This is a genomic window from Erysipelothrix sp. HDW6C, assembly GCF_011299615.1.
In the GTDB taxonomy this organism is placed as follows: domain Bacteria; phylum Bacillota_I; class Bacilli_A; order Erysipelotrichales; family Erysipelotrichaceae; genus Erysipelothrix.
The window spans coordinates 1,230,545-1,248,939 of the sequence record NZ_CP049861.1 but is presented as its reverse complement, the minus strand read 5'-3'; the positions used below and the strand labels follow the sequence as shown (position 1 = coordinate 1,248,939).

Here is an 18,395-nt window from a genome sequence, read left to right as displayed (position 1 = left end):
TGGCGTCGCCACACTTTGATACACTAGACCTTTTCTATACACATTGGTATTACAACAAAATGGTAGACCCCATTTTGTTCTGCCAGCAAAATAGACAGATTAAACTAATAATAGCATTATATTTACAATAAATCATGAAAAAATTTTAACAATTATACATTTTTACGTTGATACTCCAAATGAAGGATTGGAAATGGGCGTCCAGCATCATCAAAATCGGAGCGACTCACCGTAACAAACCCCATCGAATTGTAGAATCCAACAGCTTGAAAATTCTGTTCATTAACATCTACAAAGCGCACATCATAATCATTAAGAGCTGCATTAACGAGTATTGCACCAATTCCCATTCCGCGATAGTAGGGATCCAAGAACAACATCTCGATCTTTTTATTGAGAATTCCCATAAACCCTGTTACAGCATCGTTTCGTGTGTAGATTAAGACTTTGTCCATACTTGCAAAACCACGTAAAACTTCTGGGCGCATACTTTCAATCATTTCTTTTGAGATGAAATTATGCGTTTCAATAACCGAACGTTCCCAAATATCAAGAAGCTTGTTTAAATCATAATGATAAACATCAATTGCCTCAATCATAAAAACACCACCTTCTTAGTGTTATTATACCTAATTTACTTCAATAACGGTAAATATCTATCAAAATATTTACCTACAAAGTAAAAAGAAAAGAAGTAGTATACTACTTCTTTGTCACTTTCATGATGCGAGCCTGTTGACTTCGTACTTGATCGTCCAGTCGCAACTTGATGTAGGTTATCGTTTCCTCAATATCAGGAATTGTCTTGTGTTCCAGTGCATTCACACGGCGTCGGGTCGCTTTAATCTCTGCACCGAGAATGAAACACGTCTTTTCAACTTCTGCCAATTCAACAAGAAGCATTTTCACTGTCGGATGCATGTCGGCTACTTTATCAATGCGATAGTGAGACGACATCACGACAGGGTGATACTGTTGGCGAGTTTCACCCGTAAGTTTATATTTTGGAATCGTCGTTCCCATAACGCTATCACGGCGTTCAGTCACATGCATTCCCTCCGCCGATGCTTGGAGTGCCTGAAGTACGTATGCTTCATCACTTTCAAGTGTTGCCAAATTGTAATTTCGATTCATCTTTGATATATCAATCTCAAGTTGCTTACGCAAAACATTTGCCTGATCATAGTATTCTATGAATTCGCGAATCATTGAGTCTTGCTTCTCCTTGAGTAGCTTATGACCTTGGCGAGCAATGGAAAGTTTTTGATGCAACTCATTCATCACCATCCTCGTTGGATTTACATGAAGCCGTGTCATAGGACTTCCTTATAATATGTATCAATGTAAACATCGCGAACACGTTTTAGTTCCGATTTCGGCAACATCGACAAGAGCTCCCATCCCAAATCCAGAGAGGTTTCAATGCTTCGGTTGGTATAGAATCCTTGGTGTAAGAAACGCTCTTCAAATGCCTCAGTAAACCTCACATAGCGACGGTCGAGGTCTGTAAGTGAACCTTCACCTAAGATACTCGCCATCTCTTTTGTCTTTTTACCATGTGCATATGATGCAAAGAGTTGATTCATTAAATCAGAGTGGTCACTTCTTGTTTTTCCCTCGCCAATTCCTTTGTCTTTCAATCGACTCAAACTCGGTAGCACATCAAGTGGTGGGGCAATATTAACACGGTGCAAATCATTATCTAGAATAAGTTGACCCTCAGTAATATACCCTGTTAAGTCAGGGATTGGATGGGTCTTGTCATTTTCGGGCATCGTCAAAATGGGTAACATTGTTAACGAACCGACTTTCCCTTTCAATCGACCTGCGCGCTCATAAAGTGTTGCCAAATCGGTATACATGTATCCTGGGTAACCACGACGACCGGGAATCTCTTTACGAGATGCGGATATCTCGCGTAATGATTCCGCATAATAACTCATGTCGCTCATGATTAAAATCACATGCATATCTTTTTCAAAGGCAAGATATTCAGCAGCCGTAATGGCCATTCTTGGTGCGATAATTCGCTCAATTGCTGGATCATTTGCAAGATTGGTGAACATAACTGTTCGATCAATGGCGCCTGTTCTTTGAAATTCATCCTCAAAGAAGCGTGCTTCTTCATATGAAATCCCCATTGCACAGAACACCACTGCAAATTCAATATCATCATCCAAAACTTTTGCTTGGCGAGCAATTTGTGCTGCCAACTCATTATGCGGCAAACCTGCCCCAGAAAAAATTGGGAGTTTCTGACCTACAACGAGTGTATTGAGTACATCAATCGATGATATCCCTGTTTGAATAAATTCGTTGGGATAATCCCGATGAAGTGGATTCATGACAGCACCATTAATGTCTCGTTCATCAAAGGAAACAAGCGTTGAACCTTCATCGCGTAAAATTCCTTTACCATCAAAATTGCGGCCAATCATCCCTTCCGAAACTTGTAGTGTCATCGGTTTTCCCATAAAACGAACGCGAGTCTCATCTGGTTGTATTCCCATACTCGATTCATACAACTGAATCACCGCTGCCGATCCATCAACCTCAAGAACACGACCAATGCGACGTTCATTATTTTCGATGTAAATTTCTACGAGTTCATCAAATGCGACATCTTCAACATTATCAACGATAAGGAGCGGTCCAACCACTTCACGAATTGTTTTGTAACTTCTCATTAGTATTGGTCTCCTTCCTTCAATGATTCGAATTCGGTCTGAATTATTGCCACAAGTGCTTCGAGTTTCTCAAGTCTTGGTTCATACTTCATTCTTGAAATTTGATACATCGCTTCCATATTCACAATATCCGCTAAATAGATGTGATCGTGGCTTAGGTAACGTTTTGCATGCGAATAGAATTCCATGATTGTCGCCAGCATCACGGTTTGTTTGTGATACGAAGTAAACGTATCCTCATCCTGGAATGCATTCTGCTGTAGAAAGTCTTCTCGAATCATACGTGCCACTTCAAGTTTTAATACATCGTGATCCGAAAGTGTGTCGCGGCCCACAAGTTGTACGATTTCTTGAAGACGGTGTTCTTCTTTTAACAACACGACGGCTTGTTGGTGGTAACGGCTGAAATTGCGATAGCCATTCTTCTTCATATAGCGATCCATCGACCCTTGATATAGAGAATAACTTTCCAACCAATGAATTGCTGGGAAATGGCGTGTATAAGCAAGTTGTGCATCCAATGCCCAAAATACTTTAACAATACGTAATGTTGCTTGGGTTACAGGTTCGGATAAATCCCCACCTGCTGGTGATACAGCACCAATCATAGTTACTGAGCCATCCTCAAGTCCATTGCCCAATGGTGTTACAACGCCAGCACGCTCATAGACTTGTGCGAGTCGTGAACTCAAATAAGCAGGATACCCTTCATCGCCTGGCATCTCCTCAAGTCGACCACTCATTTCGCGAAGTGCTTCTGCCCAACGTGATGTTGAATCCGCCATCATCGATACGTCGTATCCCATGTCACGGAAATACTCAGCAATGGTTATTCCAGTATAGATTGACGCTTCGCGAGCGGCAACTGGCATATTTGAAGTATTGGCAATTAAGACCGTTTTCTCCATGAGTGGTCTTTGTGTGCGAGGGTCTTCAATTTCCGGAAATTCATTGAGTACATCCGTGATTTCATTCCCACGTTCTCCACATCCGACATAGATGACAACATCAGCATCCGACCATTTTGCAATTTGATGTTGTACTACAGTTTTTCCTGAACCAAAAGGACCAGGAACACATGCAGTACCTCCTTTAGCAATCGGAAAGAATGTATCAATGACGCGTTGGCCTGTGATGAGTGGCTCACTCGGTAAGTGCTTCGCTTTAAAAGGACGCTCTTTTCGAATTGGCCAACGTGTTGCCATCACTACATCGTGTTTCTGTGTGTCCGTTGCAATTGTTGCAACAGTTTCCTGAACCGTGAACAATCCTGCTTCAATATGGGTAAGTGTCCCCGATACCGTATGAGGAACCATGATAAAGTGCTTCAGATGGTATTCATAAACATAACCTAATGGATCACCTGGGTTTACAAAGTCCCCCACTTTAACAAGCGGTGTAAATTCCCATTTTTTTTCTAAATCAAGGGATTCAAAATGCAATCCCGTTGTAAGATAATCTCCTGACTTGTCGGCATAATCTTTAAGATTACGTCCGACCCCATCAATTATTTGTGACAGGATTCCAGGTCCTAAGAGAACACTTAAGGGATGATTTGTAGAGACAACTTTCTCCCCTACCTTTATTCCTGATGTTTCTTCATAAACCTGAATTGATGCTTTGGGTCCGCGAATTTCAATAATTTCACCTAACAGCTTTTTATCAGATACATAAACTGTATCAAATAGGCGTGCTTTGGGTATATTATCAGCAACTACTAACGGACCCGATACTTTTGATATTATTCCATAATCCATCAACGAGCCTCCTAACGTGTTTTAATGCCTATTGATGATTCCAATAAATGGCGCATACGTCGCACACCTTGTGGACGCAACGACTCATGTGTGTCAAATACAATAAGTGTTAATGTATCTGCGTTGTAACCATCAATGAGGTCTTGGTTGTTTTTATATACTTCATTACTTACATAGATTATTGTTGTATTTTGATTCACAAGTTCCCGTAATGTATGCCGCAATGGTGCTGTTTGTGAGAGTGTTACAATTTGCATACCAAAACTTGCCATCAAGGGTTCAACATCTCTGTATGTTAAATATACGATATTAGTTTCCATAATTTCGTACCACCTCATCAACATCCAAGCCCAACATTCTTCCTTTTTGAATAATGCGGTAATTGTTGAGTTTTAAACAATATAAGATTGACTTTGCGATAACACCATTTAAACTCATCGCCTCATAGGCATGCGACTTGAATGTTTTATGTGTAAATTCATCCATGAGTTTGGGATAGTTTTTACGGTTGATGTTTTCAAAGTCGCGAAAATACATGGATGTGTAGATCAAATCGCGAACTGTGTGTGATTGATTCACAACAGTCGAAGGTATGGTTCCATAGCTATCCAACATTGGTTTACGATCAAATCGCAGTCTCGATTCGATAACATAAAAATCAATCAACATCTTTGCGTAGGTATTGGCAACATCACTTCCCATATCTTGACCTAAAAAGTTCATTATTTCTGAATCATTGGGATTTCCTTGATACAAATAGGACTCATGAAAAATAAGTTTCATCAAGTGAGGTGGAACACCTTCTTGTAAAAGTTTCCGAGCGAGAAATTCTTGTTTCTCAAGAATTGTTTCATCGACAGCATCACTCATTCCCAAGTGGTCCAAGCCATCAAGCAATTGCATCAACTCAATATTTAACCGACCATAACTTACACTCATTGGTTATCTCCAAAGAGTTGGTGAAGCGCAATCTTTGTGAAGTCATCATTGTTATAACGAAGAACATGGCTAAACTCATAGTCAATATCATAGTCAGCATAGTGCAAAACAAATCCAGCCGATATTGCTTCATCTTCAATGACTTGATATTGACTCCCATGGGAACTCATGATATCCGAAAAATGTCTCGAATCGACACGGATTCGGGGTCTTTGTGATCCATTTTCTTTTTCAAGTATCCGATCTAGAAGTGCTGCAAACTCATGAGAATCGAGTTGCTTCAATACTGCATCTGTTGCACTGATGAGTTCTTGTGCCAAGGTATTCTTCAAGGCATCAATTGCTTTTTGTGCTTCTTTGCGATTTGCGGTTGTTTCGCGGCGGTAGAGTTGACGTAGTTCTTCATTATGATTTTTTTCATCATTTTTTAGTTTCTTTTTTGCATCCGCAATCATCTCATCGTAACGATGCTTTCCAGCATCATGCGCAGTTTGTAGGTACGCTTGTCGTTGCATGTCGACATCGTTTTCGATTGAAGTAATGATGCGATCAATACTTCCTGCAGACATTAGAATGTCACCGTGCTTAGAATAATGATTGATGAAACAAATGCCAACAATGCATACGTTTCAACCATTACAGCATAGATAATATTCTTGGTCATCTCATTTTCGTTGCGGGCAAGAAGTTGAACACCACTTACCGCAACCCGTGCTTGCGCGATTGCCGTTGGTCCACCGACGATTGCCATCGGCAGACACGCCATAAGGATGTATAAGCCCTCTTGGAGACCCATACCAGTATGAAGTCGCCCTAAGGTCATAATCGCGATAACGAAGCCATATAAGCCTTGTGAGGCAGGCATCATTTGAAGTAAAAGGCTTTTCCCAAACTTCTCGGGTTCATCCATAATTAGGCCGGTCGCAGCCTCTCCAACCATCCCAACACCTTTACCACTGTTGTATCCAGGTATGATTACAACAAGTGCCATTCCGAGGACAGCCATGATAAGACCACCATATTGCAGTAAAAATTCAAAAAATGTCATATTATTCTCTCTCCAATTCTATATATGTGGGTGCAGCAATAAACGGCTCAAATGCACGTCCACCACCAACAAAAAACTTTCCGAAGAATTCAACGTATGTGAGTCGAGCAGCGTGAACGTACGAACTTAACCCACTAATAAGGAGGTTAAATGTGTGTCCAAAAATGAAAACAACCGCTCCAAAAATGACACCAAGTGTGCCCATTTCTGCTGCCATTGAAACCATCATATTAAAAGCAACACCAATCGATGCGCCTGCAAGCCCCAATGCCATTAGACGTGAGTAAGACACCACATCTCCAATGTAGTTAGTAATGCCATACAAACTATATAAGCCCGATGCCCCTTTTCCAAAGACAGTCTTTGCCTCACGCCCATTTGTCAGCACAATTCCAACCATCCCAATTATCATGATGATCGTAGCACTTGAAGCATACGGTGAAAGGAAATCGGTAAACATTTGTGATACCAGGACAATGATTCCAATTAACGTCATATACCAAAACAGAACATCGTAAATTATGTAACGTTTCTTATAATCTCTAAAGTAAATATATCCTTTAACACCAAGTCCAACAAACAAATGAATGATTCCAAATCCCAGTGCCATGACCAAGACATGATTGAATTGATTGTTGATGTCAATGATTGGAGTTAAAGGAATCATGCCACCAAAGAATGATCCATAAATGATCCCCCAAAACATCGTTGGTACGCTGACATACAAGAGGAGTCGAAGCATATCACGCGTTGAAGGTTTTAGATTTAGAAGTTTGAGCGCCGCAAACATGACAACCCCCATGATAAGTCCATATCCTACATCAGCAAGCATCATCCCAAAAAAGAATGCATAGAATGGTGCAAAAATAGGTGTTGGGTCCAATTCATCATAACGCGGTTGCGAATACATATTTGTAATGGGCTCGAATGCTCGCGCAAAACGATTATTCTTTAACTTAATTGGGATATCCGGTGAATGAAGTGGAGCTGCAATAATTTCCAAGTCAAATACACCATCTGTTGCTTCATTAACAATTGACGAGAACTCAGCAACCTGATCTGTCATAATCCAACCTTTTAAATAAGTCACATGCTCAGAAGCAATGAAATTCTCACACATTGATTCACGTAATGCCTCATTTCGCAAGGATTCGTAATGTGCTTTAAGTATTTCCTGATACAAGCCAATGCGAGATAAGCGATCACCAATGTTCAGTCGTTTATCAATCATTTGCGATAAGAAATAGCGCATCATCACAACTTTATCCTCAATATGTAGTGATACAGAGGAGCGAGATTCCATTTCATACTTTTCAATTAATACTTCAACATTTTCCCGACGCTTCGGTGTCGGAATGATTACAAAAATCGATTCATCCATTGTATCCGGTTGGTACATAAAATATACATCCTCTAACCCTTCGAGTTCGTGAACGAGGCGGTGGGTATATTTTGATGGTACCTTCCCTATTATCGGACGGACCCCATCGAGGCTCAGAAGTGCATCACTCGTGAATGTTTCAACTTCCCACGGCATGTGCATTTTGAATGACTCCACAAAATGAGATTCACTTTCATAGAACTCAGCATACATGTTGAGAATACTGTCTAAATCTGTTTCTTTTACAATCGATTCCATTTCATCATACGTCATTGTTTGTAGATTTAATTTATCAAACATTTGACCCTTCTTCGGGCCTTCCTGTTTCTTTATAGAACTTAAACGTTTTAATATCGATTGAATGTGTTCCTGCTTTGCTGTATTGCTCTCACGATCAAATGATCGGGTTATGTGTTTAAAGTTTCCAATTTCTTCCACTTTTTGGTCAAACATCACATTCCCATAGCGTTGCAGTGAAACCAATAAATGATCCAATTGATCATTACGTACGAGCATTTCAAATTCACTCATTTTAACGATTGCCATGTTCTAAAACCTCCTCTACGAGATGTTTCAGAACCTTATTCGCATTTTCACTATAAAGTTTTGCAACGTACTCTAAGTCTTCATCCCGTTGCTTTTCGATAGTTTCTTTTTCTTGATTGGTTTTTTCCATAATTAATTGAACTTCATGCTCATGTGCTGCCTCAGACTCACGATATAATTTCGCAATCTTTTGCTGCGCCTTGGCACGGTATTCTCCCATTATAGAATCTTCCTGTATTGATAAACTATCACGTTCATCAATAAATTTTTGCTCTAAAGCTGTTATTTTATCTAGCTTGTCGCGCAATATTCATCACCTCTCTCAATTTACAAAATGAGTTAGGAGTGACGCACCCTTTTCCTTTAATGAGTGACGGGGGAGGTTTAACGATTGCTCAATCATTTCCACGACTTGATCACGTGTAATCTGACGGTAACGACTTAATCCAAATATACCTTCGAGGGTCATAATAATCATCATCTTCGGATACTGTAGTTCAAAGTATCCATCTTTTTGACCTTGTTCAACAATTTGTGTCAGGACGTTGTCAATTCGCTGTAAATAGATTTTGTGAAATGTCTCCACAAAAGCATTTTGCATAAACCATCGCGTTGACGACTCAGTTTCTGTATAAGGATGAATTTCATAATATGCATCCATAAGCAACAACAAACGATCATAAAAATCATTCGCATGTTCATCAATTTGAATCATTAAGCGTTCAACATGTTGTTGGCACATATCTTCGACAACACATTCGAGTATTTCTTCTTTCGATTCAAAATAGTAGTAAACCAATCCCTTGGCAACATCTACGGCTTTCGCAATTTGAGATACCGATGTTTTCTCGTACCCTTGTTTTAAAAACAGATGCATTGCATAATCCACAATTTCTTGCTTTCTGATAGTTGGTTCCTTATGTTTCACCATATTAATCTCCTAATCGTTACTATTATAACGCAAAACTGACCGTCGGTCAATTTATGTGACTTCTCAGTTCTATTCCTCAATTATACCGAAATAATCTAATAAATACACGTTAAAACAGGAAGTCGTAATGACTTCCTGTTCAATTTGATTTAGAATACAAACTTATTGTTTTTTCTTACGTTTCGTTATCACGACGAATGCAAGACCAACAAGTATAATCCCAGCACCAATCGCTACCAAATAGCCACTTTCAACTCCCGTACTTGGAAGAAGCGGATTTGGTTTTTCTGGTGTAATGGGTTTAACAGGGTTTTTAGGATCTTTTTCTGTATAAACAAGACTTAAGGTCCAACGAATACCACCGTTCGCTAACGCTTCTTGTTTGACCTCACCTACCGCAACAGTATATCCATTAAGATCTGAAGGTGTAAGTGTGTAAGAATTTCCAGTCACAAGTTTATTTATTTCTAGTGATGCATTTTGTGTATCATCCAACATCATTTGATGCGCTGATTCATCAATTGTATTTCCTGCACCATTAATTGTATTGACTGTCGGTGTAACCGAAGCAATTCGCGTGTTTGCATCAAGACTGTTAACAGTGACATTCACATCTACGATATCATAAATCTTCTGTACATAGTTCGCAGTTAGTGTCCATTCTGTTGTATTATCTCTATCCACAACCTTTGTTATCGTAGTTGTTGGGATTTCAAAGTCTTCATACTCATGAGCACGAATTTCATATCGATGTCCTACCGGAAGATTGTAAATCCATTCATTATTTGACCAGTTTCCTTCGCTGAGTTTCGCAACATTCAATGTATGCGTGTTTCGCGCAACTTCCACGTTATCACCGTCAAATTCAATAACATCAACATCGAAACTGGTGATTGTTGGTTCAGTTTCAGTTGATTCAACATTAACCACAAGATTCACACGATCTTTAATAACTTTAGCTGTTGCGGAAACAGGCAAGGGTTCTGAGTTAACTGAAATACCATTTCCAATTGTTACACGGTAACCAAAGCTATCATTGACTTCTAGATTTGAAATATTGTAGTCCTTGAGAACAACTGAGAATTTTACACTTAATGATTGACCATTAACAATATTGAATGTTTTATCCATTACTGCACGAACCGCCGTTACATTATCGGGGTTGATTCCTGCAGCGATGAGTTCGTCATGGGTCATCCATTGAGCATTTGTATCTTCACCTTTCCAGTCATTTGCCGTAAATTGATAATCTACTGCTGCAACTGAGTATTGAATTTGATACATTGCTGGATCCACGTTCTCGATGAATGCGCCAGTTTTAACATTGTAGAGGGCTACATTAAAGTCACCGTCTCCCGCAAGTACTGAATCAACTTGACTGTTACGTGGTTTATTTTGAACTGTCATTGTATCACCAATTTTCGGAAGGCGATTAATCATGACAATACTATGAATATTTGAATCGGATTTGTCGACATTAACACGCATGTCATATCGTAATGTATTAACACGATCAGCCATTTGTAAGGTTCTGCTGAGTCCACGACTTGAAACAGTGTTACCCGTTTCAACTTCGGTCTCTAAGAGAACAGTACTAATACCAATTGTTCCATATACATCTAACTGTGTGTCACTATATACGAAATGTGATTCTCCCGCTAAATTTTCATTAAGAGCGGAAATATCTCGCGTGTCAGTTTCAAACTTGTATGACACATATTCGCTTGACTTCTTAACTTTTGAATCAAAGAAAATCTGTTTTGGCGTCGCATTTGGGGCAAAGTATGCACGTGCACCATATGTAGCATAATTGTTTTGATTGGTTGCTGTTCGTATTGTGAATGCAAGACGCTTATTCGCCGGCATTGCATCTGTAACTGTCCACGATACGACCGTTTCATTCGCAGCATTCTTTATAACACGTTCGTTTGTTAAATAGCTTGGTGTTTGTATGTCACCATTTGTATCCTTGGCAAAACCGAGGTATGTAATACCTTGCGGTAATACTACAGATATCTCTGAGTTTGCAAGTATTTCTGGTGTATTCGCTTGATTTGCATTTCCAAATGTAATATTCCATGCCACGATATCGCCTGGCTCTACAGCACTCGTACCTTGTACGTAGTCAACGTAGGACTCACCAGCACCAACTTGACGGGCAATTTGAGCTTTTGCTTTTACATATGGCGATATTGCACTCGCAATATTTTTAACGACCACTTGATTTTGATATCGATTTTTTGTATTCAAATTGGAATCCCAATCTGTTTCTACGACATCATCATTTGTCATATAACTTGCAAGAGCAGCGTTGGTTGAACGAATCAACATGGTTGCATCATCTGCAAGATACATTGCAACTCGGTTTGCATCAGAAACTTCTGGATTATCTGTTGCAATCATCGACTCGTATGCTGATACTCCATCAACTTTAGTTGTATAAGTTATCTTCATGAGTGATGCTTTGTTGTATTCCGTCGACCCATCTACTTCTAGTGGAAGAACGGTATTTCCAACTTTATAACCCTTCACAGTAAGTCTACCATAGGTCGTCTCACCAAGTTTTACAGAGTCCACAGCGTAGACAGCATCATAGCTATCCCCTTTAGAATCAATAACTTTGACACCAATAGCAGGATCAATCGTCTCGTAATGCGGTAATAAATCAACAACTTGGTGCGCTTTCAACTTAACAAAGCTGTAGTTCTCAATTTGCACTGTGTAGTTACGGACCAAGTTATCCGACGATACAACGTCAACAATTGGTCGATCAACACTTTTACTAATGTTTCCGAATAAGGCATATTCATTGATTACCTTTACATTGGCAACACTGTTTAAGTACGACTCAGTCGATGGATCATTATCCAAATCATTAACATCGGCTTCAAGTTTTCCACCACTCTTAAACACAAGTTCAGAAATCGGTTCAATGTAGAATACATCAACATTATTCGAACGTGTCACGATTGGTTGATTTACCGGAATTTTTTCAAATTTATCAGATTGCGTATCAACAGCAACATCATAGGAGATGACATAACGATAGTGAACTTCTTCTTTACCATTAATCTTTACAAGTCCACCAAAAAGTTGTTGTGCATCATTAAAGCGAACACTTAATTGATTCTCGACTTCATCGTAGTCAACTGCATATTTGCTCTCATCAATTGGTGTCACAACTTTATTAATGTCATTATCTTTACTTTCAATTTGCTCGATCTTTAGTGTTCCAGGAACAAAGACGAGGTTATCACCCAGTTGATCAACAACATTCTTGAAGTGAACAACATGATTTTCACGTGTATGGTAATTTGAAACGGTTACACTGTAACGAATTTTATCACCATCACGTAAGGCCGCTGTGTTGGGTGTCACTTGACCTTCAGTTTCAATCGGTAATACTGACTTAATGACAGAAACAAGTCCTTTTTTACCAATGAGACTGTTTGCTTGCCATTTATGACGACCCGTATTGAGTAAAATGCCATCCATGTTAACAACAAAATTATTGAGAATGACCTCATTTTTCTCTGCATTCGGTCTGAGTTGCATTGTATAGTTTAGTTTTACTGATTCCCCTGGTTTTAACACATTTGTACCCAAACTAACTGAAAATTCATTGTAGGGGTTATTCAATGTTACACTGATTTCTTCTTCTTTAAACCCTTCAGGCATAATCATATTGCCGGCAAGTTTAGCAACCGCCATATTAAGTGGTTGTGCATCATTCAAGCGATAGTTTTCCAAGAAGGTATCCGGTATCAGTCCGAATCCACTTACCGGGCTCACATTTGCTGAATAGTTATCACGAACAATGATTTCACGATCCCAAATAAAATTAGTCGTGTTTTCAATTGTTATTGTATACATGATGACATCTGAACCATATGGAAGTTCTGTTACCGAGTTCCCATTGGCATTAACTGCTGATTTGTCTTTGATGTAATTATGCAGCCCAGGAGTGGGTACAGACCACCAGAACTCACCTGTTCCTAATAGAACATCATTTTTATCATAGGATAGGAATTGGTTCCCTATCGTTGCATTTGTTTTAAACTCATCGTTAACACTCATCGTATATGTCAATTTCAACGTTTCACCAGGCTGTAAAACAATGCCATCGTTTGCGAATGAAATATCAAATTTACCGTATGATTTTCCAACTGGATCGGTGTTTGTCATCGATACTACAGACTGGTCGCTCAACACTTCTTGATTGTTTGCAGGATCCCAGACGACAAGATTAGAAATGTTTGGATTTTGCGTCGATAAGTAGGATTCGTCAATTGGTTTGGAATCGGGATTGCTAACATTGCCCAACGCACCGTTGTATGGTGACAAGTTGTAGGTATAATTATCAACAATAGATTTTACAGCAACCGGATTCGCTTTATCATTTGTCATTGTTATCGTAAAGAGAATCGAGTCTCCAACTACAGGACGTTGTCCTGTAGCGAGATTAGCTCCAGTTTTGTTGTGTGAATAAAGACCATCAGCGTCTGTTTCACGATCTTTATAATAGAAAGAAACGGTATTACTGTTCTTATCAAAACTAAAGTCATCGCCATCTTTATTTGTATAGGTATAGCTCATGTTTGCAGTATTCATGAACTTGTTACCATTAATTGTTGGATCTGCTTGTTCTAACACCAAATATTCAATGCTTGGTGGCGTTGTAAGTTTAAAGCCAGGTTCAACATTTTTAAAGATATAAGTAATGGAATCAATGTTCGCTACTGAGTCAGGATCTACAGGAATTGTCTTTGATTTCGCCAATTCTTCTGTGGATAATGAAATTCTAGACTCTGAACTATCTTTATACTTGATGACAACATCCAATGTTGTCGACTGTAACGCCGTATTATTCTCAAGGCGAGAAACTCCAGTTCTAATATTTAGTGGTTGCAACTCGTCTGTTTGGTAACCAAATTCATGATTGGCACGTTCTGTGAAACGAAGTTCAGTAAGACTTCCATCTTGAAGGTTACGGAAGTTTTCTCCAAAGGAAAAGACCACTTTATCTCCCTTGAATGCAGCTAAGTTACTTTCAGCTGTATTGGACGAGCCAACCCCACCCACACTGGTTATTTTCTTAGGGAAATTTTGATTTAGTGTTTCATCGCCCAATTCAGCAACATTTGTATATGTAACTTTTACAGTTTGATTGCTGCTTTGTGGTAACACAATTGCATCTTTACCTGTTCCACTGACAGAACGTGAAGGAGTTACCCTATGATTTGTTGATTCTGTAGTAATTGAGAAATCAGCACTCTCACTCAAAGCAAGATCAAAATTATCAATTACATAACTTGGATCTACTTTTGCACCAATGATTCGGAACGAATAACTTGGATTTACTAACTCGCTCCCCGCAGTAGCTGCAATTGTTTTAGTCACTGTGAACGTTTTTATGTATCCATCTGGAGTATACTCAGCGACAAAATCAGTTCCCTCAACCAATGCTATACCCGAAGTATCCACGAGGTTCTCTGGTTTTACAAGAATCAATGGATAGCCGTCGGTACCTAAGGGTATATTATATTTGGTCTCAAAATCAACACGCTCAGCAAACACGAGTCCATTGGTATTTCCAGACAATGAACGGGTTGATTCTGTGAATGTCATCTGATTAAGCGTTGTTGTTTTGATTGTAGTCATAATCGCCGTCGGTGATACCGTAGAACGAACATTTTCCCAATTAAATTTATCTGCAATCGCTGTGAAAGAATTCTTTCCTTGTGATTGGGAACTTACAGTACTCCCTGAATGAAGGTCATAAGCAACGACATGCATTGGTAATTCTGTACCATCATCCGTAACACCTTTTGAGAATGGAATAAAATCAAAATTGAATCGAATTGCTTCACCACTCGATAAACTTTGCTTGTATGTCACCCATAGATATTCTTGCGTTCCGTCGGAAGTATCATTAGGTCCATTGGGTCCACCAATCTTATATTCGTAAATATCGGAAGAGTTTGCATTAAAGATTGCACCTTTTGGATACTCAATCCGGAATGCAAGTTGATTTGGTTCAACGTCTGATTCATCAGCAAGCAAGGAAAAAACTACCCACGCTTTTGATTCTGCTCCGGTTGCAACGCCCATTGGTTCACCAGCAGGTTTCCCAACATCACCGAGCACTAGTCCAACTGCGGTAACCTCAAAAGCAGGTGTGACTCCACCTTCGTTTTCATCATTATTTACAACAGGATCCTCTTGTCCATCGGTAGTAACTGCCGGTGTTTCAATTTCTTTGGATTCCTCATTCTTCGATGTCTCAGCAACCGGTTCTTTTTCAACCGTTGCATCGCCTTGGGTACGTTCTTGATTCCCAAAGATTGGAATTGCACCTTGCACAATGACCAATGCGGTCACCAAAAAAATTAAGAATCTGTTTGTTTTCTTAGTTTTCATACATATATCTCCTTCAGCCACAACAAATATCCCCTAATTGTTAACTATCTTAAGAATATCATTTTTGTAAAGTTTGTTCAATATGTGCATTTTGTACATATGTTAGCAAATTGACCTAAAACCCCTTTGATAGTGGTTATTATTATAATATTTTTAATATGTCAAGTTCTAATTATAAATGTTTTTTTATTTAAAACACATATAACTCGCGAAATTATTAATAAATACACTTACTCAAAATATGGATCCATTGATATTTCGTTATGAACGGACGATTTGCATGTTGAGATATGATTATAATTGAATTCACACCGTGAATAACCTAAGATATGAATATACTCAAAGTACAATAGATGAGATAAAGGATGGACATACTATGAACAATAAGACCATACAAATGATTGTCACGGATGAGTTTGCAAACGAGCAAACCATAACGCTTCCCCTGACCATGCCATTGGAAATCAATGATACAGAAATCAAAATTCCATTGCAGAAAAAAAAGCGACTTCGTAAATCGCCTTTGAGTTTTATTATAGTCGCTAGTTTAACACTACTAATCTGTATTCTTGTGTTTCATGGATACCGTCAAATACCTTTAGTTGGAGATCAATCTGCAGCAACGTTAATCTTACTAATAGGACTGATTAGTGGAATGATAAACTTTACGTTACAGTTTATACAACATAAAGGCAAAGCAGATGAGCATGCCGCGCACTATATAAGCTGGCGTATTTTTCCAGTTTTACTCCTATCATTTTCTCTCTTAATTTTTGTAGGAACCTTATTTCTTTTTAGGGTTCTGGGACAACTTTTCTATGGTGCATCTTTTGATATCTACACCACAACGATTATCGTCATACTTTTTGTTACAATCATGAACAATATTATGATGACTCTCGCTAACAACTTATCACCAACAAGCATTATACGATCACTTGTCGCAATAATTTTTGGTGGTGTAGGCATTGCAATGATTACGAACAAGGATCAACAGTGGTGGCTTGCAAATCTTAGTTTTCTTGGAACACCAGAGGCGACAAGAAGTTGGGAGTTCAACCTAACCCTCATACTTTCTGCTTTCCTGATGATGGCTTTAATTGACTATTTGTTTGTGTTACTTTATCAAAAAATGGGGAAAAATAATGGATTGCGAATTTTAAAAGGTCTCTTGCTCGCAACTGCACTCTGTCTTGGTGGTGTTGGCTTCTTCCCATACAATGAAAGTGCATTCTACCAAAACATGCATAATAGGGTCGCTGGATATTTAGTATACTTGTTTTTGATTCTCATCATCTCAATCAAGTGGTTACTCCCTACTATTGAAAGACGCTTCTTGCAACTATCATATGCAATCGGCGGACTTCTAATCGTATCTGTTTATCTATTTCTTGGAATCCATTACTTATCATTAACAGCATTCGAACTTATAGCGTTCGTACTTGCTTTTTCATGGCTACTCATGTTGTTGCAAGCACTTATAAATATTATAAATAAACCCGATTCTACGTACACCATCGTCATTAAAAGAATGCCTACATACAAATAACAGCACTCAAAAAGGGAACAGCGCTTATATGCCGTTCCCTTTACTCATTGATGATTAAATATTACGATATTCTCACGTCCAACTTCAACCAGGTTATCTAACATGGAATCCAAAGTTTTAGCATGTGCTATCTTCATTGCAAGTTCAAGGACCATGCCAAGGTTTGCCCCAGCAACGACTCTTATGTTTGAATCCTGCATCGCCATCAAGGCTGCCTGTCGAAATGGTGTGCCACCGTATAGATCGGTCAGAATCAATGTCGGTGTCATGTTACTCTGCTTTTTTAGTGCGGTGGCAAGTCTACTTCCGTCATCTGCACCATCGAAATCGATTGCGCAAATTTGTGCATTCTCACCAGCAATTAAAGCGAGCGCTGACATCATGCCACTTGCAAAGTGACCGTGCCCTGTTATGATAATTTGCATTCTATTTTCTCCCTCTCAATTCATTAATTTTATCAACATATCGCTTTGTTATGACCTCAGGACGGGTTATAGATGTTCCGACAACAACTGCATGGGCCCCCGCTTCAAGTGCCAACCGAGCCCCTTCAGGGGTTTCAATTTTCCCTTCAGCAATCACGGGTAAATGTGTTTGATGCGATATTTGACGAATAAGTTCTAAATTCGTCCTAGATACTTCCTTTGAAGCCTCTGTATAGCCGGATAAGGTCGTAGATATTAAATCAATATCCATATTCATAATTTCAGATGCTTCGGAAAATGTTGAAATTTCTCCCATGATTAAGGTATCCGGGTAGTCGCGACGAATTTGTGTCACAATACCTGCAAATGTCTCACCATTAGGGCGGGGTCGATTGGTTGCATCTAAAGCAATAATATCAACACCTAAGTCCAAAATTTCTTTTGCACTGGCAAAGGTTGGCGTAATGTAGACGTCATAATTTTCATCGAAAATCTTGTTGATGGCGAGAATGGGCAAATCAACTCTTTCTTTAATCGCAATAATGTTATCTTTTCCCGTTGCGCGAATTGCCACTGCACCGCCTTCTTGTGCCGCAGCGGCAAATGAAGCCATAATTTCTGGTCCATACATCGCCCAACCAGGCCGTGCCTGACACGATACAATGAGTTTGCCTTGAATTTCACGAAGTAGTGTGTCTCTATTTTTCATAAG

15 protein-coding genes are annotated in these 18,395 nt (G+C 39.1%); 1 reads left to right on the top strand and 14 read right to left on the bottom strand.

Annotated elements, in window-relative coordinates:
• Nucleotides 1-152: 152 nt before the first annotated feature.
• The 12 genes from G7062_RS05915 to G7062_RS05860 form a co-directional block, all read right to left on the bottom strand.
• A complete protein-coding gene (locus G7062_RS05915; RefSeq protein ID WP_166065000.1) occupies nt 153-599 on the bottom strand; it encodes a GNAT family N-acetyltransferase in 447 nt (148 codons plus the stop codon).
• Nucleotides 600-702: 103 nt separating this feature from the next.
• Nucleotides 703-1,317, bottom strand: coding sequence for a V-type ATP synthase subunit D (locus tag G7062_RS05910; RefSeq protein WP_166064999.1), 615 nt, complete (start codon nt 1,315-1,317; stop codon nt 703-705).
• Nucleotides 1,314-2,687: a V-type ATP synthase subunit B gene (locus G7062_RS05905; RefSeq protein WP_166064997.1), complete on the bottom strand. Its 1,374-nt coding sequence runs from the start codon at nt 2,685-2,687 to the stop codon at nt 1,314-1,316. The genes G7062_RS05910 and G7062_RS05905 overlap by 4 nt, the downstream gene beginning before the upstream one ends.
• Nucleotides 2,687-4,444 carry a V-type ATP synthase subunit A gene (locus G7062_RS05900; RefSeq protein WP_166064996.1) on the bottom strand — a complete coding sequence of 586 codons (1,758 nt, stop codon included), beginning with the start codon at nt 4,442-4,444 and terminating at the stop codon, nt 2,687-2,689. The genes G7062_RS05905 and G7062_RS05900 overlap by 1 nt, the downstream gene beginning before the upstream one ends.
• Before the next feature lie 11 nt (nt 4,445-4,455).
• Entirely contained in the window at nt 4,456-4,764 is a 309-nt protein-coding gene (locus G7062_RS05895; protein ID WP_166064995.1) for a V-type ATP synthase subunit F, read from the bottom strand.
• Entirely contained in the window at nt 4,754-5,383 is a 630-nt protein-coding gene (locus G7062_RS05890) for a hypothetical protein (RefSeq protein WP_166064994.1), read from the bottom strand. Before G7062_RS05890 ends, G7062_RS05895 begins: the two co-directional genes overlap by 11 nt.
• Complete coding sequence (locus tag G7062_RS05885; RefSeq protein ID WP_166064993.1) at nt 5,380-5,952, bottom strand: hypothetical protein; 573 nt, start codon at nt 5,950-5,952, stop codon at nt 5,380-5,382. The genes G7062_RS05890 and G7062_RS05885 overlap by 4 nt, the downstream gene beginning before the upstream one ends.
• Nucleotides 5,952-6,431, bottom strand: coding sequence for a V-type ATP synthase subunit K (locus G7062_RS05880; RefSeq protein WP_166064992.1), 480 nt, complete (start codon nt 6,429-6,431; stop codon nt 5,952-5,954). Before G7062_RS05880 ends, G7062_RS05885 begins: the two co-directional genes overlap by 1 nt.
• Before the next feature lies 1 nt (nt 6,432).
• On the bottom strand, nt 6,433-8,358 hold the full coding sequence (locus G7062_RS05875; RefSeq protein ID WP_166064991.1) for a V-type ATP synthase subunit I: 1,926 nt from the start codon (nt 8,356-8,358) through the stop codon (nt 6,433-6,435).
• Nucleotides 8,345-8,665 (bottom strand): hypothetical protein, encoded by a 321-nt coding sequence (locus G7062_RS05870; protein ID WP_166064990.1) that lies wholly within the window; start codon nt 8,663-8,665, stop codon nt 8,345-8,347. The genes G7062_RS05875 and G7062_RS05870 overlap by 14 nt, the downstream gene beginning before the upstream one ends.
• Before the next feature lie 15 nt (nt 8,666-8,680).
• Entirely contained in the window at nt 8,681-9,289 is a 609-nt protein-coding gene (locus tag G7062_RS05865; protein ID WP_166064989.1) for a TetR/AcrR family transcriptional regulator, read from the bottom strand.
• 162 nt (nt 9,290-9,451) lie between these two features.
• Nucleotides 9,452-15,709, bottom strand: a complete 6,258-nt coding sequence (locus tag G7062_RS05860; RefSeq protein ID WP_166064988.1) for an LPXTG cell wall anchor domain-containing protein — start codon at nt 15,707-15,709, stop codon at nt 9,452-9,454.
• Nucleotides 15,710-16,085: 376 nt separating this feature from the next.
• Between G7062_RS05860 and G7062_RS05855 the strand changes: the two genes are divergently transcribed.
• Nucleotides 16,086-17,258 carry a DUF998 domain-containing protein gene (locus tag G7062_RS05855; protein ID WP_166064987.1) on the top strand — a complete coding sequence of 391 codons (1,173 nt, stop codon included), beginning with the start codon at nt 16,086-16,088 and terminating at the stop codon, nt 17,256-17,258.
• A 44-nt stretch (nt 17,259-17,302) separates the two neighbouring features.
• On the opposite strand, the gene G7062_RS05850 is transcribed toward G7062_RS05855, so the two are convergent.
• On the bottom strand, nt 17,303-17,683 hold the full coding sequence (locus G7062_RS05850) for a PTS sugar transporter subunit IIA (protein WP_166064986.1): 381 nt from the start codon (nt 17,681-17,683) through the stop codon (nt 17,303-17,305).
• Nucleotide 17,684: 1 nt separating this feature from the next.
• Complete coding sequence (locus tag G7062_RS05845) at nt 17,685-18,392, bottom strand: N-acetylmannosamine-6-phosphate 2-epimerase (protein WP_166064985.1); 708 nt, start codon at nt 18,390-18,392, stop codon at nt 17,685-17,687.
• Between the last annotated feature and the right edge of the window lie 3 nt (nt 18,393-18,395).

What these genes read in the sequence shown, in the direction of transcription:
- G7062_RS05915 (WP_166065000.1), bottom strand. Translation starts at nt 599, where the DNA reads ATGATTGAGGCAATTGATGTTTATCATTATGATTTAAACAAGCTTCTT.
- G7062_RS05910 (WP_166064999.1), bottom strand. Translation starts at nt 1,317, where the DNA reads ATGACACGGCTTCATGTAAATCCAACGAGGATGGTGATGAATGAGTTG.
- G7062_RS05905 (WP_166064997.1), bottom strand. Translation starts at nt 2,687, where the DNA reads ATGAGAAGTTACAAAACAATTCGTGAAGTGGTTGGACCGCTCCTTATC.
- G7062_RS05900 (WP_166064996.1), bottom strand. Translation starts at nt 4,444, where the DNA reads ATGGATTATGGAATAATATCAAAAGTATCGGGTCCGTTAGTAGTTGCT.
- G7062_RS05895 (WP_166064995.1), bottom strand. Translation starts at nt 4,764, where the DNA reads ATGGAAACTAATATCGTATATTTAACATACAGAGATGTTGAACCCTTG.
- G7062_RS05890 (WP_166064994.1), bottom strand. Translation starts at nt 5,383, where the DNA reads ATGAGTGTAAGTTATGGTCGGTTAAATATTGAGTTGATGCAATTGCTT.
- G7062_RS05885 (WP_166064993.1), bottom strand. Translation starts at nt 5,952, where the DNA reads ATGTCTGCAGGAAGTATTGATCGCATCATTACTTCAATCGAAAACGAT.
- G7062_RS05880 (WP_166064992.1), bottom strand. Translation starts at nt 6,431, where the DNA reads ATGACATTTTTTGAATTTTTACTGCAATATGGTGGTCTTATCATGGCT.
- G7062_RS05875 (WP_166064991.1), bottom strand. Translation starts at nt 8,358, where the DNA reads ATGGCAATCGTTAAAATGAGTGAATTTGAAATGCTCGTACGTAATGAT.
- G7062_RS05865 (WP_166064989.1), bottom strand. Translation starts at nt 9,289, where the DNA reads ATGGTGAAACATAAGGAACCAACTATCAGAAAGCAAGAAATTGTGGAT.
- G7062_RS05860 (WP_166064988.1), bottom strand. Translation starts at nt 15,709, where the DNA reads ATGAAAACTAAGAAAACAAACAGATTCTTAATTTTTTTGGTGACCGCA.
- G7062_RS05855 (WP_166064987.1), top strand. Translation starts at nt 16,086, where the DNA reads ATGAACAATAAGACCATACAAATGATTGTCACGGATGAGTTTGCAAAC.
- G7062_RS05850 (WP_166064986.1), bottom strand. Translation starts at nt 17,683, where the DNA reads ATGCAAATTATCATAACAGGGCACGGTCACTTTGCAAGTGGCATGATG.
- G7062_RS05845 (WP_166064985.1), bottom strand. Translation starts at nt 18,392, where the DNA reads ATGAAAAATAGAGACACACTACTTCGTGAAATTCAAGGCAAACTCATT.